Source organism: Halococcus thailandensis JCM 13552, assembly GCF_000336715.1.
GTDB classification, from domain to species: Archaea; Halobacteriota; Halobacteria; order Halobacteriales; family Halococcaceae; genus Halococcus; species Halococcus thailandensis.
Genome location: NZ_AOMF01000174.1, coordinates 1 through 22,876 on the forward strand (window position 1 = coordinate 1; position 22,876 = coordinate 22,876).

20 protein-coding genes, 1 tRNA gene and 1 pseudogene are annotated in these 22,876 nt (G+C 66.5%); 8 read left to right on the forward strand and 14 right to left on the reverse strand.

Annotated features, from left to right (window positions below):
• Nucleotides 1-138 precede the first annotated feature (138 nt).
• The 3 genes from C451_RS17635 (at nucleotide 139) to C451_RS17645 (ending at nucleotide 3,129) form a co-directional block, all read left to right on the forward strand.
• Complete coding sequence (locus tag C451_RS17635; RefSeq protein WP_007742700.1) at nucleotides 139-831, forward strand: helix-turn-helix domain-containing protein; 693 nt, start codon at nucleotides 139-141, stop codon at nucleotides 829-831.
• 47 nt (nucleotides 832-878) lie between these two features.
• Nucleotides 879-2,240, forward strand: coding sequence for an NAD-dependent succinate-semialdehyde dehydrogenase (locus C451_RS17640; RefSeq protein WP_007742701.1), 1,362 nt, complete (start codon nucleotides 879-881; stop codon nucleotides 2,238-2,240).
• A gap of 97 nt (nucleotides 2,241-2,337) precedes the next feature.
• On the forward strand, nucleotides 2,338-3,129 hold the full coding sequence (locus tag C451_RS17645; protein ID WP_007742703.1) for a hypothetical protein: 792 nt from the start codon (nucleotides 2,338-2,340) through the stop codon (nucleotides 3,127-3,129).
• A gap of 45 nt (nucleotides 3,130-3,174) precedes the next feature.
• Here the strand turns inward: C451_RS17645 and C451_RS17650 are convergent, their stop codons facing one another.
• Nucleotides 3,175-5,007, reverse strand: coding sequence for a glycoside hydrolase family 15 protein (locus C451_RS17650; protein ID WP_007742705.1), 1,833 nt, complete (start codon nucleotides 5,005-5,007; stop codon nucleotides 3,175-3,177).
• 113 nt (nucleotides 5,008-5,120) lie between these two features.
• Between C451_RS17650 and C451_RS17655 the strand changes: the two genes are divergently transcribed.
• A complete protein-coding gene (locus C451_RS17655) occupies nucleotides 5,121-5,720 on the forward strand; it encodes a hypothetical protein (RefSeq protein WP_007742707.1) in 600 nt (199 codons plus the stop codon).
• A 34-nt stretch (nucleotides 5,721-5,754) separates the two neighbouring features.
• On the opposite strand, the gene C451_RS17660 is transcribed toward C451_RS17655, so the two are convergent.
• Complete coding sequence (locus C451_RS17660) at nucleotides 5,755-6,222, reverse strand: nucleoside deaminase (protein ID WP_007742709.1); 468 nt, start codon at nucleotides 6,220-6,222, stop codon at nucleotides 5,755-5,757.
• 49 nt (nucleotides 6,223-6,271) lie between these two features.
• The gene (locus C451_RS17665; RefSeq protein WP_007742710.1) at nucleotides 6,272-6,655 is read right to left on the reverse strand and encodes a PaaI family thioesterase; all 384 of its coding nucleotides are present in this window, start codon (nucleotides 6,653-6,655) and stop codon (nucleotides 6,272-6,274) included.
• A gap of 190 nt (nucleotides 6,656-6,845) precedes the next feature.
• On the opposite strand from C451_RS17665, the gene C451_RS17670 reads away from it, so the two are divergent.
• From C451_RS17670 to moaA, 4 genes are all read left to right on the forward strand, one after another.
• Nucleotides 6,846-8,165, forward strand: a complete 1,320-nt coding sequence (locus C451_RS17670; protein WP_007742712.1) for a dicarboxylate/amino acid:cation symporter — start codon at nucleotides 6,846-6,848, stop codon at nucleotides 8,163-8,165.
• A 152-nt stretch (nucleotides 8,166-8,317) separates the two neighbouring features.
• Nucleotides 8,318-9,532 (forward strand): NAD(P)/FAD-dependent oxidoreductase, encoded by a 1,215-nt coding sequence (locus C451_RS17675; RefSeq protein WP_007742713.1) that lies wholly within the window; start codon nucleotides 8,318-8,320, stop codon nucleotides 9,530-9,532.
• Between the two features lie 53 nt (nucleotides 9,533-9,585).
• Nucleotides 9,586-10,512: a WD40/YVTN/BNR-like repeat-containing protein gene (locus C451_RS17680; protein ID WP_007742714.1), complete on the forward strand. Its 927-nt coding sequence runs from the start codon at nucleotides 9,586-9,588 to the stop codon at nucleotides 10,510-10,512.
• 135 nt (nucleotides 10,513-10,647) lie between these two features.
• Nucleotides 10,648-11,607 (forward strand): GTP 3',8-cyclase MoaA, encoded by a 960-nt coding sequence (moaA, locus tag C451_RS17685; protein WP_007742717.1) that lies wholly within the window; start codon nucleotides 10,648-10,650, stop codon nucleotides 11,605-11,607.
• Nucleotides 11,608-11,625: 18 nt separating this feature from the next.
• On the opposite strand, the gene C451_RS17690 is transcribed toward moaA, so the two are convergent.
• From C451_RS17690 to thyX, 11 genes and pseudogenes are all read right to left on the reverse strand, one after another.
• On the reverse strand, nucleotides 11,626-12,264 hold the full coding sequence (locus tag C451_RS17690) for a molybdenum cofactor guanylyltransferase (protein ID WP_049913208.1): 639 nt from the start codon (nucleotides 12,262-12,264) through the stop codon (nucleotides 11,626-11,628).
• Nucleotides 12,265-12,334: 70 nt separating this feature from the next.
• Nucleotides 12,335-13,621, reverse strand: a complete 1,287-nt coding sequence (locus C451_RS17695) for an L-lactate MFS transporter (protein WP_007742719.1) — start codon at nucleotides 13,619-13,621, stop codon at nucleotides 12,335-12,337.
• 69 nt (nucleotides 13,622-13,690) lie between these two features.
• Nucleotides 13,691-15,664, reverse strand: coding sequence for a molybdopterin oxidoreductase family protein (locus C451_RS17700; RefSeq protein WP_007742720.1), 1,974 nt, complete (start codon nucleotides 15,662-15,664; stop codon nucleotides 13,691-13,693).
• A 48-nt stretch (nucleotides 15,665-15,712) separates the two neighbouring features.
• A pseudogene (pstB, locus tag C451_RS17705) lies at nucleotides 15,713-16,544 on the reverse strand (phosphate ABC transporter ATP-binding protein PstB).
• The gene (pstA, locus tag C451_RS17710; protein WP_007742724.1) at nucleotides 16,541-18,178 is read right to left on the reverse strand and encodes a phosphate ABC transporter permease PstA; all 1,638 of its coding nucleotides are present in this window, start codon (nucleotides 18,176-18,178) and stop codon (nucleotides 16,541-16,543) included. The pseudogene pstB and the gene pstA overlap by 4 nt, the downstream one beginning before the upstream one ends.
• Complete coding sequence (gene pstC, locus C451_RS17715) at nucleotides 18,175-19,224, reverse strand: phosphate ABC transporter permease subunit PstC (RefSeq protein WP_007742725.1); 1,050 nt, start codon at nucleotides 19,222-19,224, stop codon at nucleotides 18,175-18,177. The genes pstA and pstC overlap by 4 nt, the downstream gene beginning before the upstream one ends.
• The gene (locus tag C451_RS17720) at nucleotides 19,221-20,309 is read right to left on the reverse strand and encodes a PstS family phosphate ABC transporter substrate-binding protein (protein ID WP_241431256.1); all 1,089 of its coding nucleotides are present in this window, start codon (nucleotides 20,307-20,309) and stop codon (nucleotides 19,221-19,223) included. Before C451_RS17720 ends, pstC begins: the two co-directional genes overlap by 4 nt.
• Nucleotides 20,310-20,389: 80 nt before the next feature.
• The gene (msrB, locus tag C451_RS17725) at nucleotides 20,390-20,716 is read right to left on the reverse strand and encodes a peptide-methionine (R)-S-oxide reductase MsrB (protein ID WP_007742727.1); all 327 of its coding nucleotides are present in this window, start codon (nucleotides 20,714-20,716) and stop codon (nucleotides 20,390-20,392) included.
• Between the two features lie 83 nt (nucleotides 20,717-20,799).
• Nucleotides 20,800-20,874: transfer RNA gene (locus C451_RS17730), tRNA-Glu, on the reverse strand.
• A gap of 61 nt (nucleotides 20,875-20,935) precedes the next feature.
• Nucleotides 20,936-22,066, reverse strand: a complete 1,131-nt coding sequence (locus C451_RS17735; RefSeq protein WP_007742728.1) for a helix-turn-helix transcriptional regulator — start codon at nucleotides 22,064-22,066, stop codon at nucleotides 20,936-20,938.
• A 59-nt stretch (nucleotides 22,067-22,125) separates the two neighbouring features.
• Entirely contained in the window at nucleotides 22,126-22,869 is a 744-nt protein-coding gene (thyX, locus tag C451_RS17740; protein ID WP_007742729.1) for an FAD-dependent thymidylate synthase, read from the reverse strand.
• Between the last annotated feature and the right edge of the window lie 7 nt (nucleotides 22,870-22,876).

The following is a 22,876-nucleotide window of genomic DNA, read 5'->3' on the forward strand; positions in this document are numbered from 1 at the left end:
GTCTTTCAGTGCGAAAACAACTATGGTTGATAGGAGACGTGTGAAACTGAATTCGACGATCGATGTGCCGATCGGACGAACACCACGACGGCACGGCCGTCAGTCGTGCCGGCAGCCGCCGGGCCGCAATAGGGGGCAATGAGTCTCGTCGCAGAGTTTACGGTCCGCCTGCCGAAATTCGAGGGCGTCCTCGCCGGCGTGACCGATATGGAACTCGTCATCGAGGGAATGACCGCGTGTGATCCCGAGACGCTCTCGGTGACGCTCTGGGCCGACGGCAACGATTTCGGGACGCTCGAAGCTGGACTCGACGAGGCGTCGATGATCCACGACGTGCAGCCGTTGAGCGACCGCGTCGACGGACGGAAACTGTATCAGATCCGCCTGCCGGCCGCGACGACGACCTACTGGGCGTGGACGGATCTCGGTGGCGTGTTGCTCGACGGAACGCTCAGCCACACCGGCATGTGGATGCGGATGCGCTATCCCGATCGAGAGGCGTTCTCGGAGTACCACGACCACTGCCAGGCGCGGGGCTGTTCGTTCGAACTCAGCGGGTTGAAATGCACGGACGACGCGCCCGAGGACGCCCACGATCTCACGGCTCCACAGACCGAACTGCTCGCTGCGGCCGTCGATGAGGGCTATTTCGACGTTCCGCGCCGCATCACGATGGGCGACCTCGCGTCGGAGTTCGATATCTCCACGCAGGCGGCCTCCGAACGGCTGCGCCGTGGGCTCTCGAATGCCCTCCAGAACAGCGTCCTCGACGGTTCGACGTCGAACGAGACGATCGACCACCCGAACGTGATCGACGGTCGTCGGGCATGACATGGCCAGCCACAACGTTAATCATGAACACGACGAGTCGGTAGGACATGGAGACGGTCAACCCGGCAACCGGCGAAGTCGTCGATTCGTACGAGGAGGCCAGTGCGAGCGACATCGACGACGCGCTCGCGCGCGCCGAGGACACCTTCGCGGAGTGGCGCGAGGTACCCCTCCGCGAGCGCGAGGAGCTCATCGCGGCCGCCGGCGACGTGCTCCGCGACAACGAGCGTGAGTACGCCGAGCTGATGACCGAGGAGATGGGCAAACCGATCTCACAGGCCCACTCGGAGATCCAGAAGTGCCAGTGGCTCTGTGATCACTACGCCCAACACGCGAGCGAGTATCTCGAGCCCGAGACCCATCCCAGCCCGCCCGGCACGACTGTCGAGACCGTCTACGACCCGATGGGGCCCGTACTCGCCGTGATGCCCTGGAACTTCCCGTTCTGGCAGGCGATGCGTTTCGCGGTGCCGTATCTCGTCGCGGGCAACGTCGGCCTGCTCAAACACGCCTCGAACGTTCCCGGCTGTGCGCTCGCCATCGAAGAGGTCTTCGACGAGGCGGGCCTCCCCGAGGGCGCGTTCCAGACGCTGCTGGCCGGTTCGGACAAGATCGACGACGTGCTCGCCGACGATCGCGTGCGCGCTGCGACACTCACCGGCAGCGGACCGGCCGGCCGTGCCGTCGCCTCGACCGCCGGCGAGAACCTGAAGAAGACAGTCCTGGAACTCGGCGGGAGCGATCCGTTCGTCGTGCTCGACGACGCCGATATCGACGCGGCCGCCGAGACCGGCGCGTGGGCGCGTAACCAGAACGGCGGTCAGTCGTGTATCGCCGCCAAGCGGTTCATCGTCCACGAGAACGTCTACGACGAGTTCCTCGATCGGTTCGTCGAGGAGTGCGAGGCGCTCACCGTCGGCGACCCGACCGAGGAAGACACCGATCTCGGCCCGCAGGCACAGGCCGAACTGATGGACGATCTCCAGGAACAGGTCGAGGCGAGCGTCGACGCCGGTGCGAACGTCGTCACCGGCGGCGAACCGCTCGATCGGGACGGTCCCTTCTACCCGCCGACCGTCCTCACCGACGTGCCCGAGGGCTGTCCGGCGGATAGCGAGGAACTGTTCGGCCCGGTCGCGTCAGTCTACTCGGTGGGCGACGAGGAGGCGGCCATCGCGAAGGCCAACGACACGGAGTTCGGCCTCGGCGCGAGCATCTGGACCGAAGACCGCGAGCGCGGCCAGCACGTCGCCCGTCGCATCGACGCCGGCTGCACGTACGTCAACCAGCTCACGAAATCCGATCCCCGCGTTCCGTTCGGCGGCGTCAAGAACTCCGGCTACGGCCGCGAACTCTCCGAGCCGGGCATCAAGGAGTTCGTCAACCGCAAGACCGTCTGGATCGAGTAGTCCGACGAACGGTTCGTTTTCCGGCAGAGCCGACCCGGCTGTTCTTTCCTCGTCTGAAGATGGTCAATCACATGTACGCGGATGGGTTTTCGTCTCCATGAGCGAGGACAAACAGGCGACCCTCGGCGGCGGCGCGGTCGAGGACGGCGAGCCGATGACCGACGACTTCGGCGAGGAGCTCGACGAGAACGGAACCAAGGGCGGCTACAATCGCTACGACGTGTCGAGCCTGCTCCAGAAGGCCGTGCGCCGCTCGGACGAGGAGTGTGCGGCCTGGGCGGCGTGGGAACTCACCCGGTCGGGCCACGCGTGGAACCTCTGGGATCGCCTCGCGCTCTACGTCGTCGAGGATCTGCGTGCGGGCGAGGAGATCGTCCTGCTCATCGAGCGCTACGAGGAACTGGCGACGGAGTTCTGGGACACCGACAGCTGGGAGGGCCGACTCTGCGGGATCCACGCCGCGCTGGCGGCCGCCCGTGCGCCCTCGACACGGGAGGCGACCTACGCCAACGGCTACTTCGAGCAGGTCGCAAAGGAGCGGGCCGCCGCGCGCGAGGAGGGTCGCGAGCCGAAATACGACTTCCCGGTCGGCGATCTCGAACCCGGCGGGAAACACGACGTGATCTTCGACCAGCACACCTACGAGGGGAAGAAGATGGATCGCGGCGGGCGCTACTTCACCGTCCACGGTGCTCGCGTCGGCCCGAACGGCGAGACGACCGTCGGCGAGCGGTGGCGACGCCGGGCGCTCGAACTCGAAGAGCGGGAGTACAGCGACGAGGAGCTCGATCACGCGCTCGCGCCGGTCGACCCCGACGATCGGTGGACCGAACCCGAGGTCTCCAGTACCGAAAGTGGATCCGAGGCCGACGACGCGGGCACCAACTGACACGACTGCCGACGACCGCTGACGAGCGCGGTCGGCTCGATCGAGTCAGACCGATCGGTGGCCGAACGGCTGGATCTCGGTGTCGGTCTCGGCCTCGTGGAGGAACAGCGCGCTGTTGACGAAGCCGATGTGGCTGAACGCCTGCGGGTAGTTGCCGAGCAGATCGCCCGTCTCGGGATCGATCTCCTCCGAGACGAGGCCGAGCGGGCTGAAGTGATCCTCGATCGTCTCGAAGATCTCGCGGGCACGATCGACGCGGCCCATGCGCGCGAGGCAGTCGACGAGCCAGAACGAACAGAGCACGAACGTTCCCTCGTCACCCGGCATCTCGTCGTGTTCGTAGCGATAGACGAGCCCGTCGTCGGTCGCCAGGCGGTCGATGACGGACTCGATCGTCCCCTGGATGCGCGGATCGTCGAACGGGAGGAAGCCCGATAGCGGGAGCAGGAGCAGGCTGGCGTCGAGCTGGTCGTCGTCGAACGCCTGGGTGAAGCTGTTCTGGTCGTCGTCGAACCCACGCTCGAGGACGGTTTCTTTGATGCGGCTGCGTTCGTCGCGCCACTCGTCGAGCGGGGCGTCGTGCCCGTCGTTTTCGGCCATCCGGATGCCGCGATCGACGGCGACCCAGCACATCGCCTTCGAGTGGACGAACTGCTTCGGCCCGCTGCGCATCTCCCAGATGCCGGCGTCGGGGCGCTCCCAGACCTCGCAGACGTAGTCGACGATCTCGCGGACGGCCTCCCAGTCGTCACCGGCGATCGAGCGATCCGACCAGGAGAGCTGGTTGATCGCCAGCACGAGCTCGCCGTAGATGCCGAGCTGGAGCTGGTCGGCCGCGCCGTTGCCGATGCGGACGGGTGCGGAGTTGCGATACCCTTCGAGATGGTCGAGCTCCTGCTCCTCGTAGGTCGAACCGTGCTGGAGACCGTAGATCGGCTGGAGATCGGCTGGATCGACCGACTGGCCGAGTTCGAGGAAGTCGTCGAGATAGTTCACCGCCTCCTGGGTGTCGCCGAGGTTGCCGAACGCGCGCACGGTGAAGGCCCCGTCGCGGATCCAGTTGTAGCGGTAGTCCCAGTTGCGCACCCCGCCGACGACCTCCGGCAGCGATGTCGTCGGCGCGGCGGTGATCCCGCCGGTGCCCTGGTAGGTGAGCAGTTTGAGCGTCAGATCGGAGCGCACGACCATGTCGTGGCCGTAGTCGGCGAAGGGACAGTCCTCCCCGTCGGGACAGGTGTGTGCCCAGTCGCGCCAGAATTCGACCGTGTTGTCGAGCAGGTGCTCACACGAGTCGTCGTCGGTCGGCGCGCGCGTCCCGTATTCGAGGACGAACCATTCGTTGTCGTACTCGGAGAGCGAAAGCGTGCCGTCGGCCGCACTATCGCTGCAGTCGAGATCGAGCGGGCTCGACAGCGTGAGTCGCCTGGCGTCGCCCGACGCGACGACGCCGTCGCTGATCGACTCGACGCGCGAGTCGGCACGGGCGTAGTCGAAACGCGGGTCGAACTCGACGGCGAGATCGACGTCGCCCTCGGTGCAGCTCACGTTTCGGTAGATGCCGCGCACCTTCGGCTGGTTGCCCTCGTTGTCGGGCGACAGCGGCATGAAATCCGTGACACGCGCGGTGCCCGACTCCGTGTGGAAGGTCGTCTGGAGCACGTTCGTCCGCTCCATGTACTGCTGTTCGGCCTCGTACTCGTCCGTCGGGTAGATGGCGAACCGGCCGCCGATCTCGTCGTCGAGGAGGGCCGCGAAGACGCTCGAGGAGTTGAGCCGGGGGAGACAACACCAGTCGATCGCGCCGTCGCGGCCGACGAGCGCACAGGTCTCCAGGTTGCCGATGATGCCGTAGTCCGACAGCGGTTTGTAGTCGCTCATCGCCTCACGCCGCGAGGAAATTCGTTTCTCTGCATGTTGACGACCGTTGTGAGAGCGGGCATATCGGTCTGTCGCCGAGCGGTGGGCGACAACGCTAACAGCGTGTCTCCCCAATGGCTGCCGTGACCGAGATCAACGAGCGAATCGTCGCCGAAGCCGACGACCGCGGCGAGTCGCTGCTCGTCGACGAGTTCCTCAGGCTCATCGAACAGTATCACACTCACGAGCGCCCCGGCATCGCGTGGGCAACCCTCGAAGCGTACACCGAGGCGATGGCGGGCACCGATCACGGCCACAGCCACGACATGGAGGGCGTGCTGGACGCGATCGACGACCGCCTCACCGACGGCGAGTACCGCACCGACGCCGTCTACCGCGTCGGCGACGACCGCGTCAGCGCCTATCCGGCGAGCTGGCACGACGAACTCGGCGGCGAGATCGATCTCCGCGAGTACGTCCGCTTTCTCACGAACCTCGACCTCGACGACGAGAACGGGGCCGAACTCGGGGCGAACGGTGGCGGCGTGCCCGAACAGCTCCTGCTCGAGGTCGCCAGCATCGTCGGCCGGGCCGATCCCGAGGCCGTGAAATCCAGGCTCGAAGACCTGCGCGAACGACACGAACTCGTCGAGGACGCCGATCAACATCCGAACGCACGCGTCCGCCTTCCCGAGAACGCCGACAACCTCCGCGATTCGAGCATCGACTCCTGAACGCTGGCGGGCGTTTCGTACTTTTCGACCGAACTCAGACCGACCGGTACTCGCGATGGATGTCGAGCCCGTCGTCCTCGCGGACGCCACGGACGACCTCGGCGTCGTGGTCGAAGCTCTCGAAGACCTCGCCACAGGGGATCATCGCCGCGTCGCCGTCGAACTCCTCGGCAGCACGGGCCGCGGCGACGCTGTAGACGACGCCGCCGAGACCGGCGATCGCCATCCCGCCGGAGCACATCGGGCAGGGCTCCGTGCTCGTGTACATGACCGTTCGCTCGCATTCTTCCGACGTGAGCTCGCTCGCGCCGCGCCGGGCGAGCGCGAGCTCCGGATGGGCGGCGATGTCGTCGTCGGTGTTCTCGTGGTTGTTCGCCTCCATGACGATCTCGCCGTCGAGAACGAGCAGCGAACCGTAGGGGCCGTCGCCGCGCTCGCCGGCCTCGCGCGCGAGTTCGAACGCCCGTTCCATGTACGCCTCGTGGTCGTCATCGGTCGACATGGCGGCTTCTCGCCGGGCGTGCGGATAACTCGACTGGTTTCGCGCCCGCTCAGTCGGTCTTGTAGACGCCACGCACGTCGGCGATCGGCGTCCCGTCGTCGGTGTGGACCTCGACGTCGACGACGCCGATGGCCCCGCCCTCGCGCACGACGTCGGCGGTGGCGAAGAGATCGCCGGTGCCCGCTTCGAGATAGTCGATCCGCATGTCGATCGTCGGCACGGGCTGATCGAGCAGCGAGACCAGCGCCGCGCCGCCGACCGTATCGGCGAGCGTGAACGTCACGCCGCCGTGAGCCATCGTCCGGTTCGTGTTCCAGGACAACTCCTCGCTCATCTCGACGTGGCCCTCGGCGTGGCCGTCCTCGGCCTCTGTCACTTCGATACCGAGGAGGTTCGTGAACGGCATCTCCTCGAAGAAATCCTCGCTGTCCATGTCCGAATCACTCTCACCGTCCACTAAAGCGCACCGACGTCCCGTCTCCAACGCTAGCGGATTCGTTCTTTCACCCGGTCGAACACGTCCGTCCGGGGTCGGTGCGGGAACTGCTCTCAGAACGCTCACACGTGGCGAAAATATGCGCGAAGCCGACAGCCATAGCCCTCTCGACGTACAACCTCCGTCGATGTCGGCTCTTGGTGGTTCGGTCGTCAGCGTGTGGAATCGGTATCGCTCCGTGCCGATCGTCTATCGGCTCGCCGCCGCGTTCGTTCTCGGGGTCGTCGTCGCGTTCACCGTCGGCCCACCGGCGTCGGCGCTCGAACCGATCGGCGATCTCTTCTTGCGGCTGCTCGGGATGATCGTCGTCCCGATCGTCGCCTTCAGCCTGCTGTCGGGCGTGCGGCGACTCTCGCCGGCTAAGATGGGTCGCGTCGGCGGGATCGTCGTCGGGCTCTACGCGGCAACGACGACGATCGCCGGGATCATCGGGCTAGCCGTAGCGAACCTGCTCGATCCCGGGACGGGCGTGATGCTCACGGGTGGGGGCAGCGACTCCGCGCAGCCACCCGGGCTGCGCGAGGTCGTTCTCGGAATCGTTCCGGAAAACCCGATCAGCGCGCTGGCCAGCGGCGATCTGCTGGCGATCATCTTCTTCATCATCGTCTTCGCCATCGCGCTGGCGCTCGTCCGCGATCGCACCGACGACGAGACGGTGCGCGAGGGTGTCGAGACGTTCTTCTCGCTGGCCGAGGCCGGGATGGAGGCGATGTTCACGATCGTCTGGGGCGTCATGGAGTTCGGCGTGCTCGGCGTGTTCGCGCTCGTCGCGGCCGAACTCGCCGGCAAGGACGTCGGCGCGATCGTCGCGCTCGGCTCGCTGGTCGCCGTCGTCACGCTCGCGATCGCCATCCACATCGCGTTCACCTATCTGCTCGTCATCGTCTCCGGACTCGTCGGCAGATCCCCGAGTTCGTTCCTCCAGGGCGCGCGCAACGCGATGGTGACGGCGTTCACCATCCGCTCGTCGAGCGCGACGCTGCCGGTGACGATGAGCGACGCCGAGGAGAACCTCAAGATCGACGAGAGTATCTACGGCTTCTCGCTCCCGCTGGGATCGACGGCCAACATGGACGGCGCGGCGATCCGTCAGGCCGTCACCGTCGTCTTCGCCGCGAACGTCGTCGGCCAGTCGCTCGGGCTCGGCGAACAGGTCGCCATCCTCCTCGTGACCGTCCTCATCAGCATCGGTACCGCGGGCGTCCCCGGCGCGGGGCTGATCATGCTCACCGTCGTGCTTCAGCAAGCCGGGTTGCCCTTGACGATCGTCGGCTTCGTCGCGGCCGTCGATCCAGTGCTCGGGCGCGTGGCGACCCTCAACAACGTCACCGGCGATCTCGCGGTCTCGACGCTCGCGGCCAAGTGGAACGATGCGATCGACCTCGACGACGGTGTCTGGGCGAGCGACGACACCACCCCATCGAGTGCGCCCGCAATCGACGACTGAGCCTGCCGATTCAAGCCCTGCTGTTTACTTGACCGCCGAAAACGACTGGGCATGGATAGCGACACCGCACGGCCGGCAGCTGGCGAACGGCCAACGGACGACACCCGGCGGACGGACGGCACGACGAACGATCCGTCGGATTTCGGGACGCGATGACCGACCGCATCGTCGTTCTCGGCGCGGGTTACGGCGGCTGTGCGGCGATCCGTAGCCTCGAAGACGAACTCGGCGACGAGGACGAACTGGTCTGGATCGCCGAGGAGGACTACCACCTCCTGCTCCACGAGGTTCACCGATGTATCCGGACACCCGACGCGCGCGAATCGGTCACGATCCCGGTCGGCGAGATCAAGGACGACGACACCCGGTTCGTGCAGGCGACCGTGACCGGCATCGACGTCGACGATCGTGTCGTCGAACTTGCCGACCGCGACGATATCGACTACGACTACGCCGTCGTCGGGCTCGGCAGTCGAACCGCTTTCCACGGCGTCGACGGGCTCGAAGCACACGCGCTCACGGTCAAGAGTCTCGGCGACGCGCTGGCGATCAACGAGCATCTCGTCGACGCTACGCGCGAGGCCTCGCGGAGCGATCCTGCACGGGTCGTCGTCGGCGGTGGGGGTCTCACGGGCATTCAGGTCGCCGGCGAGGTGGCATCGTGGGTCGACGAGCACGACGCGGCGATGGACGTCAATCTCGTCGAACACTCGGCGGACGTCTTCCCCGGCCACGATCACGAGTTTCAGGGGGCGATCCGAAACCAGCTCGAAGCCCACGACGTCGAGATCGACACCCGGACCGCGATAACGGCCGTCGAGGACGATCGGATCGCTTTCGACGAGCGCGATCCGATGGACTACGACGTGCTGGTCTGGGCCGGCGGCGTCACCGGGCGGGACGCCCTCGAAACTGCCGACGTCGACAAGGATCACAACCGGCTCTACACCGACGCGACCCTCAAGACGAGCGACGACCGCGTGTTCGCGCTCGGCGACTCGGCGCTGGTCCATCAGGACGCCGAGGGGGGACCGCTCACCGAAGAGGCGATCTGGGAGACGATCGTCGACGACAATCTCGCGGACGTGCCGCCGCCGACCGCCGAGGCGGCCTGGGAGGAAGGCGAACACATCGGCGAGAACGTCGCGCGCGCCGTCGCGGGCCGCGATCGCGAGCACTGGGCGTACATGAACAAAGGAACGGTCGTCTCGGTCGGCGATGCGGCCGTCGCTCACGACGTCATCGGTATCCCGATCAACACTTTCGGCGGACTCGGCGCACGCATCGTCAAGAAGGGGATCTCGGCGCGCTGGATCGAGTCGATCACGTCGGTGCAGCGCGCGGCACGCTCCTGGAGCGACATGTAATCGCCGCTCCGTGCGGCCGCTCGCTTTACCACCGTCGGGTGCGTAACGCCGCCATGGCGCTGCTCATCGGTACCGACGACGGCGTCGTTCGCTCCGCGGCGGAAACACTCGACGAAACCGAACGGGTGCTCGACGCGGACGATGTGCTCCGTGTTCGAACCTTCGACGGGGTCGCCTTCGCCGCGACGAGAAACGGGCTCTACCGATCGACCGATGGCGGCTCGTGGACGGATCTCGGCGTGCCGCGCGAGGAGGTGTTCTCGATCGTCGCGAGCCCCGACGGCGAACGTCTCTACGCCGGGACGCATCCTGCCCATCTGTACGTCTCGACGGACAACGGGGCGACGTGGCGCGAACTCGATGGGTTTCAGGAGTTGCCCAGTCGCGACGAGTGGCACACGCCGCGCCATCGCAACGAAGCCCACCTTCGCAGCCTCGGCGTCCATCCCGACGCGCCCGATCGGCTGGTCGCCGGCGTCGAGGTCGGCGGCGTCCACGTGAGCGAGGACCGCGGCGAGACGTGGACCGAGCGACGAGACGGCCTCCACGACGACGTTCACCACGTGCTCGTCGTCGGACCCGACGATTACGTCGCCGCCTGCGGCGACGGCTGCTATCGCACTCACGACGCCGGCCGATCGTGGACGCGACTCGACACGGATGTCGATCAGCGCTACTTCCGCGAGACGATCGTGGCGGACGGACGGCTGTACGCCGCCGCGGCGAGCGGGGCACCGCCGAACTGGGAAGGGTCGCGCGGTGCCGACGCGGCGCTGTTCGAGTCGACCGACGGGGGCGATTCGCTTGGTAACGTCCCGTATCCGGGCGCACCGACCGAGGTCGTCCTCGCGTGGGCGGTCCACGACGGGCGCGTGCTCGCCGGTACCAACGAGGGACGGCTGCTCGCCCGCGAAGTCGATGGCTGGACGACGCTCGGCACCGTCGCCACGCGGATTCGCTCGCTCGCGACGCTCAACTGAAGCGCCGGAAGGCGAAAGCGAGTCGACTTCGCGACCGCACGTGTCGTTTCGTACCCACGATTTTGTAACGATGTTCGGTTACGCAGGCCAGTGAACGGCGCGCAGTTTTAACCGTTCACGAACGAATGGGTGAGTATGCTCGTCGACGGGTTCGGCCGCGAGGTCTCGGGGGTGCGGGTCTCGCTGACCGACCGCTGCAACTTCGACTGCGTCTACTGTCACAACGAGGGGCTCGGCGACACGCGCGGCCCGATGGAGCCGGCCGACGACGAGATGAGCACCGACGACGTGGTGCGATTCCTCGAAGTCGTCCGCGAGTTCGGCGTCGAGAAGGTGAAGTTCACCGGCGGCGAGCCGATGCTCCGTCAGGATCTGGAGGAGATCATCCGGCACACGCCGGACGGGATGGAGACCTCGCTCACCACCAACGGCACCTTCCTGCCGGGTCGTGCCGAGGAGCTCCGCGCGGCGGGGCTCGATAGGGTGAACGTCTCGCAGGACGCCCTCGATCGGGAGGCGTTCGCGGAGATCACCGAATCGGGCGCGTACGAGCGCGTCTTGGAGGGTGTCGAGGCAGCGCTCGACGCCGGGCTCGACCCGGTGAAGCTCAACATGGTCGTCTTCGAGGGCACGGCGGAGTTCATCCCCGAGATGGTCGACCATGTGGGGGAGAACTCGGGGCTCAGACTCCAGCTCATCGAGTACATGCCCGAGATCGCCGGTCATCCCGAGTGGGCGATCGACATCGCGCGCGTCCACGACTGGCTCGACGAGCGCGCCGACCGCGTCGAACACCGCGAGATGCACGACCGGCGGCGCTACTGGGTGAACGGCGGGATGGTCGAGATCGTCGATCCCGTCGAGAACGAGACGTTCTGTGCGAACTGCCATCGAGTTCGAGTCACTCACGAGGGCTATCTCAAGGGCTGTCTGAATCGCAACGACGATCTCCGCCCGATGGGCGCGATGAGCAAGGACGAGATCCGCACGACCTTCCGCGAGGTCGTCGCCAACAGAGTGCCCTACTACGGCGAGTACATGATCCGCGACGGCGACGGCGGCTGGGAAGTCAACGAGGAGTACGTCGGCGCGTAGAGCGCGGAGCGGTGATTTTCACGAGCAGTCGTCCGTTCTGAGCGCGCGCTCGGCGGCGGCGAACTCCCTGCGCGTATTGAGGTTCGTGAACGTTCGCGTGTCGGCGTGTTTCTGAATCTCGCTCTCCGTCACGACGACGTGATCGAGCGCGCCGAGCGCCGTGCGGAGTTCGCGCTCGCCACGCGAGAGCGTCGTCGCGCAGGCGTCGACCATCGCGTCGGTGCGGTAGACCGCCTGCGTCGGCTGGAGCCAGCCCTCGTGTCGCGGCACGGCCGCGTCGTGGCCCGCCGCGCGCGCGAACAAGATGGAGACGAGTTCGGGATCGACGAACGGCATGTCGGCGGCGACGACGGCTGTGTAATCGGTATCGAGCGCGCGCAGTCCGGCTCGCACACCGACGAGCGGCCCGCCGTCGGGGTCTGGGTCAGCGACACAGCGGAACTCCATCCCCGAGAGCGCGCGCTCGATGGCCGCCGTCTGATCGGCCCGACAGCTGACGACGAGTTCGTCGAGTCCCGCAAGTCGCTTGACGACTCGGCGCACCAGCGGTACGCCGTCGAACTCAGCGAGGACTTTGTCACGCTCGCCGAAGCGCGTCGAGCCGCCGCCGGCGAGGACGAGCGCGCCGCGCCGGGCCGACGTGTCCTGAGAGTCGATACGACGTCTTCGAGTGCAGACGCTTCGGCGTTTCGGTACGCTGGACCGGCGATCGAAGCGATATCGATCGTCAGTCGGTCGCCGCCTCCGCGGCGCTCGGTGTCCGGTTCGCGCTCTGGAGCTTACCGATCCGCCAGCGGAGCAGGCCGACCGTGACGAGCCCGACGACGAGCGCTCCGTTCATGACGTACAGTGCGCTCGTGTAGCTTCCCGTCGATTCGAGGATCGTCGAGGCGAGCTGTGGACCGGCGACGCCGGCAAACCCCCATGCCGTGAGCGCGTAGCCGTGGATCGCGCTGACCTCCGCGGTGCCGAAGAGATCGCTGAGGTATGCCGGCAAACAGGAAAAGCCGCCGCCGTAACAGGTGATGACCAGGAAGATCAGTCCCGCGAGCAGCCAGACGCCCGCGACCTGTGGCATCACGAAGAAGGCGACGATCTGGATGACGAAAAACGCCGCGTAGGTCGTCGTCCGACCGATGTAGTCCGACAGAGTGGCCCAGACGATTCGGCCGCCGCCGTTGAAGATGCCGATGTAGCCGGTGATGAACGCCGCCGTCGTCGCGTTCGCGCCGGCGATCTGCTGGAGCATCGGCGAGGCGAACGCGAGCAGCATGATCCCCGCCGAGACGTTGATGAAGATGATGAGCCAGACCATCCAGAAGCGAAGCGACGTGCGTGCTTCCGTCGCGGTGAGATTGGTGAGTCCCGACAGCGCGCTTCTCGCTTCCTCCTGGTTCTCCGGCGTGTCCTCCATCCCGGCTGGCAGCCAGCCGTCTGGCGGTTTGGCGAGATAGCTCGCGCCCGCGGTCATCAACACGAAATAGAGCACACCGAGGGCGAAGAAGGTCGTCGCGACGCCGTAGCCCTGGATCAGGAAGTTACCGAGCGGACCGGTGAGCAGCGCGCCAGCACCGAACCCCATCACCGCGAGCCCGGTCGCCATCCCGCGGCGATCGGGGAACCACTCGACGAGCGTCCCGATCGGGGAGATGTAACCGAGACCGAGCCCCATCCCGCCGACGACGCCAAACGTGACGAGAAAGAGTGGGAGGCTCCCGAGAAGCACGCTCGCGCCGGAGCCGATCATCCCGAGTCCGTAGAGGACGGCCGCGGCCAGCCCGGACGCTCGTGGGCCGTACTTCTCGACGTAGCTCCCGAGGAAGGCGGCCGTGATCCCGAGGACGAAGATGGCGATCGAGAAGGCGGTCGTCACGCTTCCCGTGCTCCAGCCCTGTGCCTCGTTCAGCGGTATCTGGTAGATGCTGTACGCGTAGATGCTCCCGATCGACAGGTGGATCGCGATCGCCGACGCCGCGATCAACCACCGGTTCTTGGTCGCGTCTTTGGTAGACATACACTCACAGTCGAACTGCGGCAAGTATTGAGTTTGTCTGGCGGCAAAACCGGCGTCTTGCCACTACGATTATGAGATTTGGACGCGCGTTCGTCCGGCACCGAGCAGCGGATCGGCGACGCCCGCGTGGACGAAGACGGTGCCCTGTCGAACGCCCCGGCTCCGCTCGGCGACGAGTTCGATGCGCCCGTCCCGGCTCTCGACGACGACCCGCTCGCCGTCGGCCACGCCTCGCGCGTCGGCGTCCGTGGGGTGGACGAGAAGGGTATCGTCGGGCGTCCCCACCCCGCTGCCCATCGTCGTCGTGGCGACGTCGCCGCTGCGCGAACCGGTGAGCAACACCAGTTCGTCGTCCGCAATCTCTTCATCGGACTCGACGGTGGGGATCGTGACGAACGGTGCGCGACGATCACCGCTCATGAACTCCTCGCGGTGGAGCACGTCGGTTCCCGTGTCCGCACCGTCGGGGAACGGCCAGCGCTGGCTCTCCATCCCGATCCCCTCGTAGCTCATGCCCGCGTACTGTGGGTTGACGGCAGTGAGTTCGTCGAACACCGCCTGTGGGTCGTCGTATTCGAATCCGTCCCCGACGAGGCGCTTGCCGAGCGCACAGAGGATCGCGAGATCGCTGCGTGCCGCGCCTGGTGGCGATTCGAGCACGCGCGTTCGCTGGACCTGCCGGTCGAGGTTCGTCACGGTTCCGGCTTTCTCCGACCAGATGGCCGCCGGCAGGACGACGTCGGCGTGGGCGGTCGTCTCGGTGTGGGTGACGTCCTGCACCACCAGGAAATCGAGCGATCGGAGGCCGCGCGCGACGCCCTGCCTGTCGAGTTTCGTCACGGCGGGGTTCTCGCCGAGGACGAACGCGGCCCGGATCCCCGCGCCGAACTCGCGCACGAGATCGAGCTCCGTCGGGCTGGGCTCGGCGGGCGGCTCGACACCCCAGACGTCGGCCACCTGCGCGCGCGCCGTCGGATCGGTGACAGGACGACCGCCCGGCAGCTGGTGGGGGAGCGCGCCGGCGTCGCAGGCCCCCTGCTCGTTGTTGAGCCCGCGAAAGAGGTTCATGCCCGCGCCGCGCTTGCCGAGGTTCCCGGTGAGCAGGAGGAGGTTCAACAGTGCGTCGGCGGTCGCGCTGTCGTCGGGGCCGTCGCCCTCGACGCCGGTGCCTGCGACGACGGCCGCCCGCTCGGCCCCGCCGAACGCACGGGCTGCTTCCCGGATCGCTGCCGGATCGACGCCGGCACGCTCGGCGACTGTTTCATCATCCATCTCGTCGACCGATGCGGCGAACGCCGCGAATCCTTCAGTCCGGTCGGCGACGAACTCCTCGTCGACTAATCCCTCGTCGAGAATCGTCTTCACGAACAGCGCGACGACGAGCGCGTCCGTGCCCGGTCGTGGCGCGATGTGGGTGTCGGCGAGACGGGTCGTCGCGTTCGCGCGCGGATCGATATGGATCAGCTGTGCGCCGTCGTTGACCGCGGGCCGAATGTACGAGTCGAACGCGACCGGCTGCTGGTCGGCTGGGTTCGATCCGATGACGATGAACGCCTCGGCATCGGCGAGGTCCGCGAGCGAGTTCGTCATCCCGCCGGAGCCGAGGCGCTCCTCCATCGCCGAGACGGTGGAGTCGTGGCAGAGCCGTGCCCGGTTGTCGACGTTGTTCGTGCCGAGGCTCCGCGCGAGCTTTCCGAAGAGGTAGTTCTCCTCGTTCGTGCAGTGTGGCGCGCCGAGAAAGGCTAGCGCGTCCGGGCCGTGATCGGTGACGATTTTCTCGAACTCGCGCTCGATGCGATCGTAGGCCTCGTTCCAGGAAACGGGTTCGAGGTCGCCGTTCCGGCGCATCAGGGGACGGGTCAATCGGTCCTCGTCGTCGAACACGTCGAAGGCGGCGATCCCCTTCGGGCAGAGTTCGCCACCCTCGTTGACGGGCGCACCCGGCCAGCCGCGCGCCCGGCCCGTTGCCCCGTCGTAGCGGACGCTACAGCCGACCGCACAGAGCGGACAGATGCTTTTGGTCTCCTCGCGTGGCTCGCTCACGGTTCGTTAACTCACCTTACGGCGACGGACGCAAAAGGGTTCCTGGGGTCAGCCGAACTTGCCAGTGATATAGTCCTCGACGCGCTGGCTTTCGGGGTTCTCGAAGATCTCGTTGGTGTCACCGTACTCGACGAGTTCGCCACCGGTGAGGAAGACCGCCGTTTGGTCCGAGATGCGCGCGGCCTGCTGCATGTTGTGGGTGACGACGACCACGGTGTAGTCGTCGGCGAGCTCCTCGATGAGGTCCTCGATCTTCGCGGTCGCGATCGGGTCGAGCGCGCTCGCGGGCTCGTCCATCAGGATCACCTCGGGATCGACCGCGAGACAGCGTGCGATGCAGAGGCGTTGTTGCTGCCCCCCAGACAATCCGAGCGCGTTGTCGTCGAGGCGGTCGTCGACCTCCTCCCAGAGGGCGGCCTGCCGGAGCGCGCGCTCGACGAGCGCGTCCTCGTCGCCGGCGTCGTCGCCGAACAACCNAGACGTTCTTCCGGATGGATTTGGGGAACGGGTTCGGCTGCTGGAACACCATCCCGACGCGCTTTCTGAGCTCGACGAGATCGACGCTATCGCCGTAGATCTCCTGGCCGTCGAGTGCGACGCTCCCCTCGACGCGTGCGGCCTTGATGCGGTCGTTCATCCGGTTCAGGCAGCGGAGGAACGTCGACTTCCCACAGCCCGACGGGCCGATGAGCGCCGTGACGCTCTCCTCGGGGATGTCGAGCTCGATTCCTTCGAGTGCCTGCTCGTCGCCGTAGAAGACGTTGAGGTCGTCGACGGCGAACTTCGTCCCGTTGTCGAAGTCGTAGTTCGTCCACTCCGGTTCGATGCGCTCGTCGCTCTCGCCGGCGGTCCGGTCTCGGTCCTGTTGTAGCGTGCTCATGATTGGAGTTTGGTGTCGAAGTAGCGCCGCGAGGCGATGCCGACCGCGTAGAAGGCGAAGACCACCAGCAGGAGAACGAGCGCCGTCCCCCACGAGAACCCCTCGCCGACGTCGCCGACGCCGGCGGTGATAGTGGCGAACAGCTGGTAGGGGAGCGCGGTCGCCGGCTGGAGCAGTGCGTCGGTGTTGAGGAACGACAGTTCGACGAACGGGAACGACGAGGTGAACGCCGCCCCGAAGTTCAAGAGGTCGGGCCCGGTCTCGGGGAACGGTTCGCCGGTAAGGACGAGCAGGATCGGCGCGGTCTCGCCCGCGATACGACCCACGCCGAGGATCGCGCCGGTCACGACGCCGGGCATCGCCGCCGGCAGGACGACGCTCTTGATCGTCTGCCAGCGACTCACGCCGAGGGCGGCGCTCGCGTCGCGGTACTGGTCGGGCACGTTGAGCAGCGCCTCCCGACTCGTGATGATCACGAGGGGAAGCAGCATGAAACTGAGCACCAGCATGCCCGACAGCAGGCTGCTCCCGTTGCCGATGCGGGGCACGAGGAACGCCAGCCCGAAGAGTCCGTAGACGATGCTCGGCGTGCTCCAGAGCCCGTTCGTGGCGATCTCGACGATCGAGGTCAGCCGGCCCTGTTCGGCGTACTCGGTCAGGAATACTGCTGTACCAACCCCGAGCGGGATGGCGACCGACACCGCGCCGACGACCAGCCAGACGGTGCCGACGATCGCTGGCGCGACGCCGTTGATCGCGTTCGTGATCGCGAATCCTTCCATCACGAACGGCCAGTGGAACCAGACGAGGGGCGCGCTGATGATGACGTACTTATCCCAACCGGGTGGCTGGAACCACGTCACCGGCTCCCAGAACAACCCGAAACGGATGCCCTCGGTCATCGGTCCCCAGCCGCGCACGGCGATGAAGGAAATGAGAACGACGAGCAGCGCGATCATGCCCGCCGCGTTCGCGCTCACGAGCAGCGACGCGCCGCGCGCCTTGCCCTGTGTGCCGAAGCCGGCGGCCGCCTGCGCACCGACCCACGCGAGCAGCAGGCCGGCGACGCCGAGCAGTATCGGCAGTGTCGTCTCGGGCGTGAACGCGGCCGACAGCCCCTCCGGCTGCCATTGCCAGTCCGGGCCGATGACGTCGGTCAGAACGATCCCACCGACGAGGAGCGCGAACCCGCCACCGGTCGCCGCGAGCGCGCTGTCCTCTCGGGGGACGATCGCCAGCACGACCCCGAGCGCCGCGCCGACGAGCGCGCCGGCTGGCCACAATGTACTAAAACCGAGCGTCTGTGCGCTCACGAACCCACCAGTGACGAGCCCGACGAGACCGAAGACGGCCGCGAGCGACGTGCCCGCGGTGTGATCCGGTGTGGTGTCGAGCACGCCGGATTTGGCAGCGACGACGACCGCGATCAGACAGCCTGCCGCTGCGACGAGCGCGAGCGCGAGCACGTCGAACAGCGACGCGCCCGCGATCGTGGTGGGAACGACCTGGACGAACGCGAGCAGGCTCGCGACGACCACGATGGCACCGATCGCGACGACCGCCCCGCCGGCGTACCGCAGTGGGCCGGTGCTGCCTCGGTCGAGCGCGCTCGCAACGCCCGTGTCCGTACTCATGTGTCGCCCCCGAGCGTGCGCTCCATCCGCCGTTCGACGTACTGCGAGCCGATGCTCAGGCCGAGCACAGTGACGAAGAGAACGACGCCGGCAGCGAACAGTGCGCTCATCTGCGAGCCGCTGGCGATACCGTACTGGCTCGCGATGAGGCTGGTGAGCGTCTCGGTGTTGCCGAACACATCGTAGAGCGGATCGGGCAGCACCTGTGCGTGCGCGAGGATCACCGTCGCGGCCATCGTCTCGCCGACGGCGCGGCCGATACCCAGCAGGACGGCGGCCGAAACGCCCGAAAAGGCCGCCGGCAGCGTCACGGCGGTCGTCGTCTGCCAGTCGGTCGCGCCGAGCGCGAGCGAGCCGTCCTTCATCGGGCCGGGGACGCTCGCGATGGCGTCCTCGGCGATCGAGACCACGGTCGGCAGCGCCATCGCGCCGATGACGACGCCGACGACGAACAGGCTGCCGAACGTCGGCAGCGAGAACTGCTCGGCCATGAACGGGTTGAGGACGACGAAGCCGATGAAGCCGTAGACGATCGACGGGATGCCCGCGAGCGCCTCGACGGCGGGTTTGAGCAGGCCACGCGCCCAGTCGGGGGCCATCTCGGCGATGAACACCGCGCCGGCGACGCCGAGCGGGGCGGCGATGGCCGTGGCGATGAGCGTCGTTACAACTGTGCCCCACATCATCGGCACGAGCGAATAGATCGCCGAACTCGGACTCCAGAGTTCCCCGCCCGTCTTCGTCAGAATGTCGATGCCCATGATCCGGAAGGCCGGGATCGACTGCGCCACCAGATAGATCGTGATCAGGCCGAGCACGAGCACCGTCACGACCGTCGCCGCAAGCGCGAGCACGCGGGCGGTCGTCCCCTGTTCCCTGAAAATCCCGTAGACGACGACGATCGCGAACGCCGCGAGCGGGTAGATCACCAGCCCGGGCGCGAGGAAGAAGGTCAGCGCGACCGCCAGCAGCGTGACGCCGAGCAGTACGCCGACGGGGCTGTCACCTACACCCAATCGGCCGACGAGCCCGCGTTCGACGCTCATCGTTGGGTGTCTGGAAGTTTTTGCCGTTGTTTCTTTCGGCGTTTCGGCGGCAGTGCCGAGTAGCCGACGTCCTTGACGAACGACTGCTGGCCGTACTCGCTGACGAGCATACGGAGCAGCGCGGCCTCCTTCTTCGAGGTGCCGTCGTAGGTGTAACAGTGCAGATCGCGCGCGAGCGGGTAGCCGCCCTCGGCGAGATTTTCACCGGGGACGTATTTCGTCCCCTGGAAGGTGAGCGCGATGGCCGGCACCGAGTCGTCGACGAACGCGAGCGCCATGTAGGCGAGGGCGTTCTCGGAGTTGGTGACGATCTGTTTCACCTGCTGGTTCTCGCCCTTCCGGATGTCGACGCCGGGGATCGCGGCGTTCGGGTCGCCGAAGAGGTTGTTGCGGAATGCGGTGTCGGTGCCCGACCCCTCCGCGCGCCCGACGACCTGAATCTCCGTGCTCGGCCCGGAGTAGCCCGGCACCCCCTTCCAGTCGGTGATCTCTCCCTTGTAGATGGCCTTCAGGGTCTCGGCCGAGATTTCCGTGACGCCGGCGTCCGCGATCGCCTGACTGACGACGATCGGCTGGGCATCGACGCCGACGACGTGGTCCACGTACTTTGAGAGCTTCTTTTCCGCGAGATCGGGGAACTCGGCTTTCACCGGCGCGCTCGAATTACCGAGATCGAGACGACCGTTGCGCAGTTTTTCGAGGCCGGTTCCCGAGTGGCTGAGACTGACGCTTATCGCGATCGGCGGTGAATCGCTCTCGGTCGCGTCGAAACCATACATCCCGGCCCAGTAGTCGGCGAGCCGTTCGTCCGTCTCGATTCCGTACTTCCCGGGTTTCCAGTATTTCCCATCGGGCGGGGCCGCGTTCGTTCCCCAGAAGGAGGCCGCCCTGTCGACGATCGGGTACACCGTCGAGGAGCCGCCGGCCTGGAGGGTCGGGACGTCGCCCGCCCCGCTCCCCTCGGAGTCGTTCCCGCTGGCACTGTCCGGCGGCGTCGCGCTCGTGCTGATACAGCCAGCGAGCCCCGCGCACAGCCCGGCCCCGCCAGCCAGTACCGTACGCCGACTCACAGGCGTTCCCTGCATCGTCTGTCGGTAGCCACAGGGAGGATAAATACTCTACTATGAAATCTATATAGCGGTACGTGTCCGCACGGTCGGCGTAGTTAGGCGTCCTCTTCGTCGAAGCCGAGCGCCGCCGAGTTGATGCAGTAACGCTTGCCCGTCGGCTCCGGCCCGTCGTCGAAGACGTGGCCGAGATGGCCGCCGCAGGTCGCACAGACGACTTCGGTGCGCTCCATCCCGTGGCTGGTGTCGCGTCGGAACTCGATGTTCTCGTCGGCGGCGTCCGAGAAGCTCGGCCACCCAGTTTTGGAGTCGAACTTCGTGTCCGAGGAGAACAGTTCGGTGCCGCAGCCGGCACAGACGAAGGTACCGTCGTCGTCCTCGTCGAGCAGCTCGCCGCTGAACTTCGGCCTGTCTCTTATACACATCTCTGNGAGATGTGTATAAGAGACAGCTTTTGGCTGTTGTGGCACGCGACCGAGCAACCGCTATGTGTCGTGAAAATGGAGAATGCTCCGGCAGGGATTCGAACCCTGGTCATCACCGTGAGAGGGTGATATGATTGGCCGGACTACACCACCAGAGCACACCTCTGTGGCTGCACTCGTTCGTAGCGACGAATCGGGTTTAACGGTTGCGCTTTGGGCCTACCCGTCGTCGAACGGCGAGCCGGTGATGTCGGGCTCGTGGCCGTCGAGGCTGACGATGTTCTCACGGCCGACGCGGAGCTTGCTCACTCGGTCCTCCTCGGCCATCTCGGAGAGTAGCGTGCTCACCTTCGACTTCGACCAGTCGGTCTGCTCGACGATATCGCCCTGCTGCATTCGCCCGCCGTTGGCGTCGAGCAGCTCGGCGATCCGGTCGGCGTCGGTCTTCATCTCGGCGGCGCTCACGGCCGGTTCCGGCGGCGCGCTCGTCGCGAGTTCGTCCTCGTTCGTGGCGTCGTCGCCGGTCTCGGCTTCGGCGGCCGCCCCGGGATCGGGCGGCTCGTCACCCGTCCCGGCGATGCCCGATCGCCAGGCGATCACGCCGCCGACGAGAACGACGATGAGTATACCAGCGCCCCACAGGAGCGGCAGTTCTGACGACGAGCCCTCGTCGTCCGCCAGCGCCGATTCCTCGGTGAAGACGACGTGGGGCTGCCCGCTCGCGAACTGTGCCGGCCCGAAGTAGGTCAGCGAATCGGTCGTGTTCGCCGAGCCGTTGGTCGAGGCGTCGGCTGCGGGTTCGACCGACTCCCAGTCGACTTCGAGGTTCGGCCCGGCACGGAATTCGAGTGACATCCCCCTGGAGAGATAGAGCCCGCTCTCGAAGCTCTCGCCGACGGTGTGGCCGCCCTCGGTGGACGTGAAGTTCGTCCAGAGGAACGACATCTCGACGACGCCCGTCGTTTGTGGCTGCGAACTCACGCGCGTCTCACGCCTGAAATCGCGCGCGTCCATCGACCGTCCCGTCGCGTTCGAGCCGCCTGCGGTGAGCGTCGTCGCTCGTTCCCTGAAATCGGTGTACAACGGCGTTTCTTCGCTGCCGAACCGGTTCGCATAGGCACGGAAGCGACTGGTCTGACTCTCGTTGGTGAGTGGTTGGTTGTAGCGCTGCGTCCAGCGCGCAGAGCCGTTCTCGTAGACCGTGACGACGAACCGTGCGTCGTTGAACGACGTCGCGGTGTCGGAGCCGTTCGACGGGGCGGCCTGTGCGTCGCCGACCGCTACGGCGGGGAGCAAAACTGCTCCGAGCACTATCGCGGCGACGAGGCCGAGCACCGACAGCCGCTTCATCCATCGTAGATGATCGGACCATCATATAAAAACGCTATGACCACGACCGTCCGAACGACTCAGGGCGCGAGTCTGTTCTTGCGCCCTTTCATCTGCTCGTCGTAGTGGGCGAACGTCAGTGGACACCACTCGGCGGCGTGATCGAGGATCGACTCGGTGAGATGGCGAATCTCCCACTGGCTGTCGGCCGCGGCACGCATGTCCGCGACGTGCATCAACATCCGGACGTTCATCGACAGCACCATGTTCACCTCGGTGCCGATCGGCAGCACGAACCGGGCGTCCTCCGGCGGCATCCCCGTATCGAGCAGCTCCTGATACGATTCGACCGACTCCGTGACCGATTCGCGGAAGATCCGTTCGCGCTTTTCGACCACCTCGTCGTCGACCGCGCCACCGCTCTGATTGCGCCCTACCCAGTCTGGATCGGTCGCCGACGGCGGCGTGACGATCATCGCGCCCTCACGCACGTCGGCGGGATCGACCTCGTCGAAGGAGACGTAGCGCATCGACTGGACGTCGAAGGAGACGTGGCGATGGCGGGTGAGCTGGGCCATACACGAGCGGCTGATCCCCTTGACGCCGAAGGTCGCTTGGGGGTGCTCGAACGGGCCGAAGTGGCCATGATCGAGCAGGCGGCCGACGAGCGTACGTTTTTTCTCCTCGATCGTCTCCCCGTCGACGGTGCTCATCGTCTCCGCGAACGACTGTTCGCCGACGAAGCCCGACGAGTAGTCGCTGCGCGCGGCGGTACAGATCACTCGTTCGGGATCGTCGGTGGCTTCGAGCAAGCGGACATCCATACTCAAC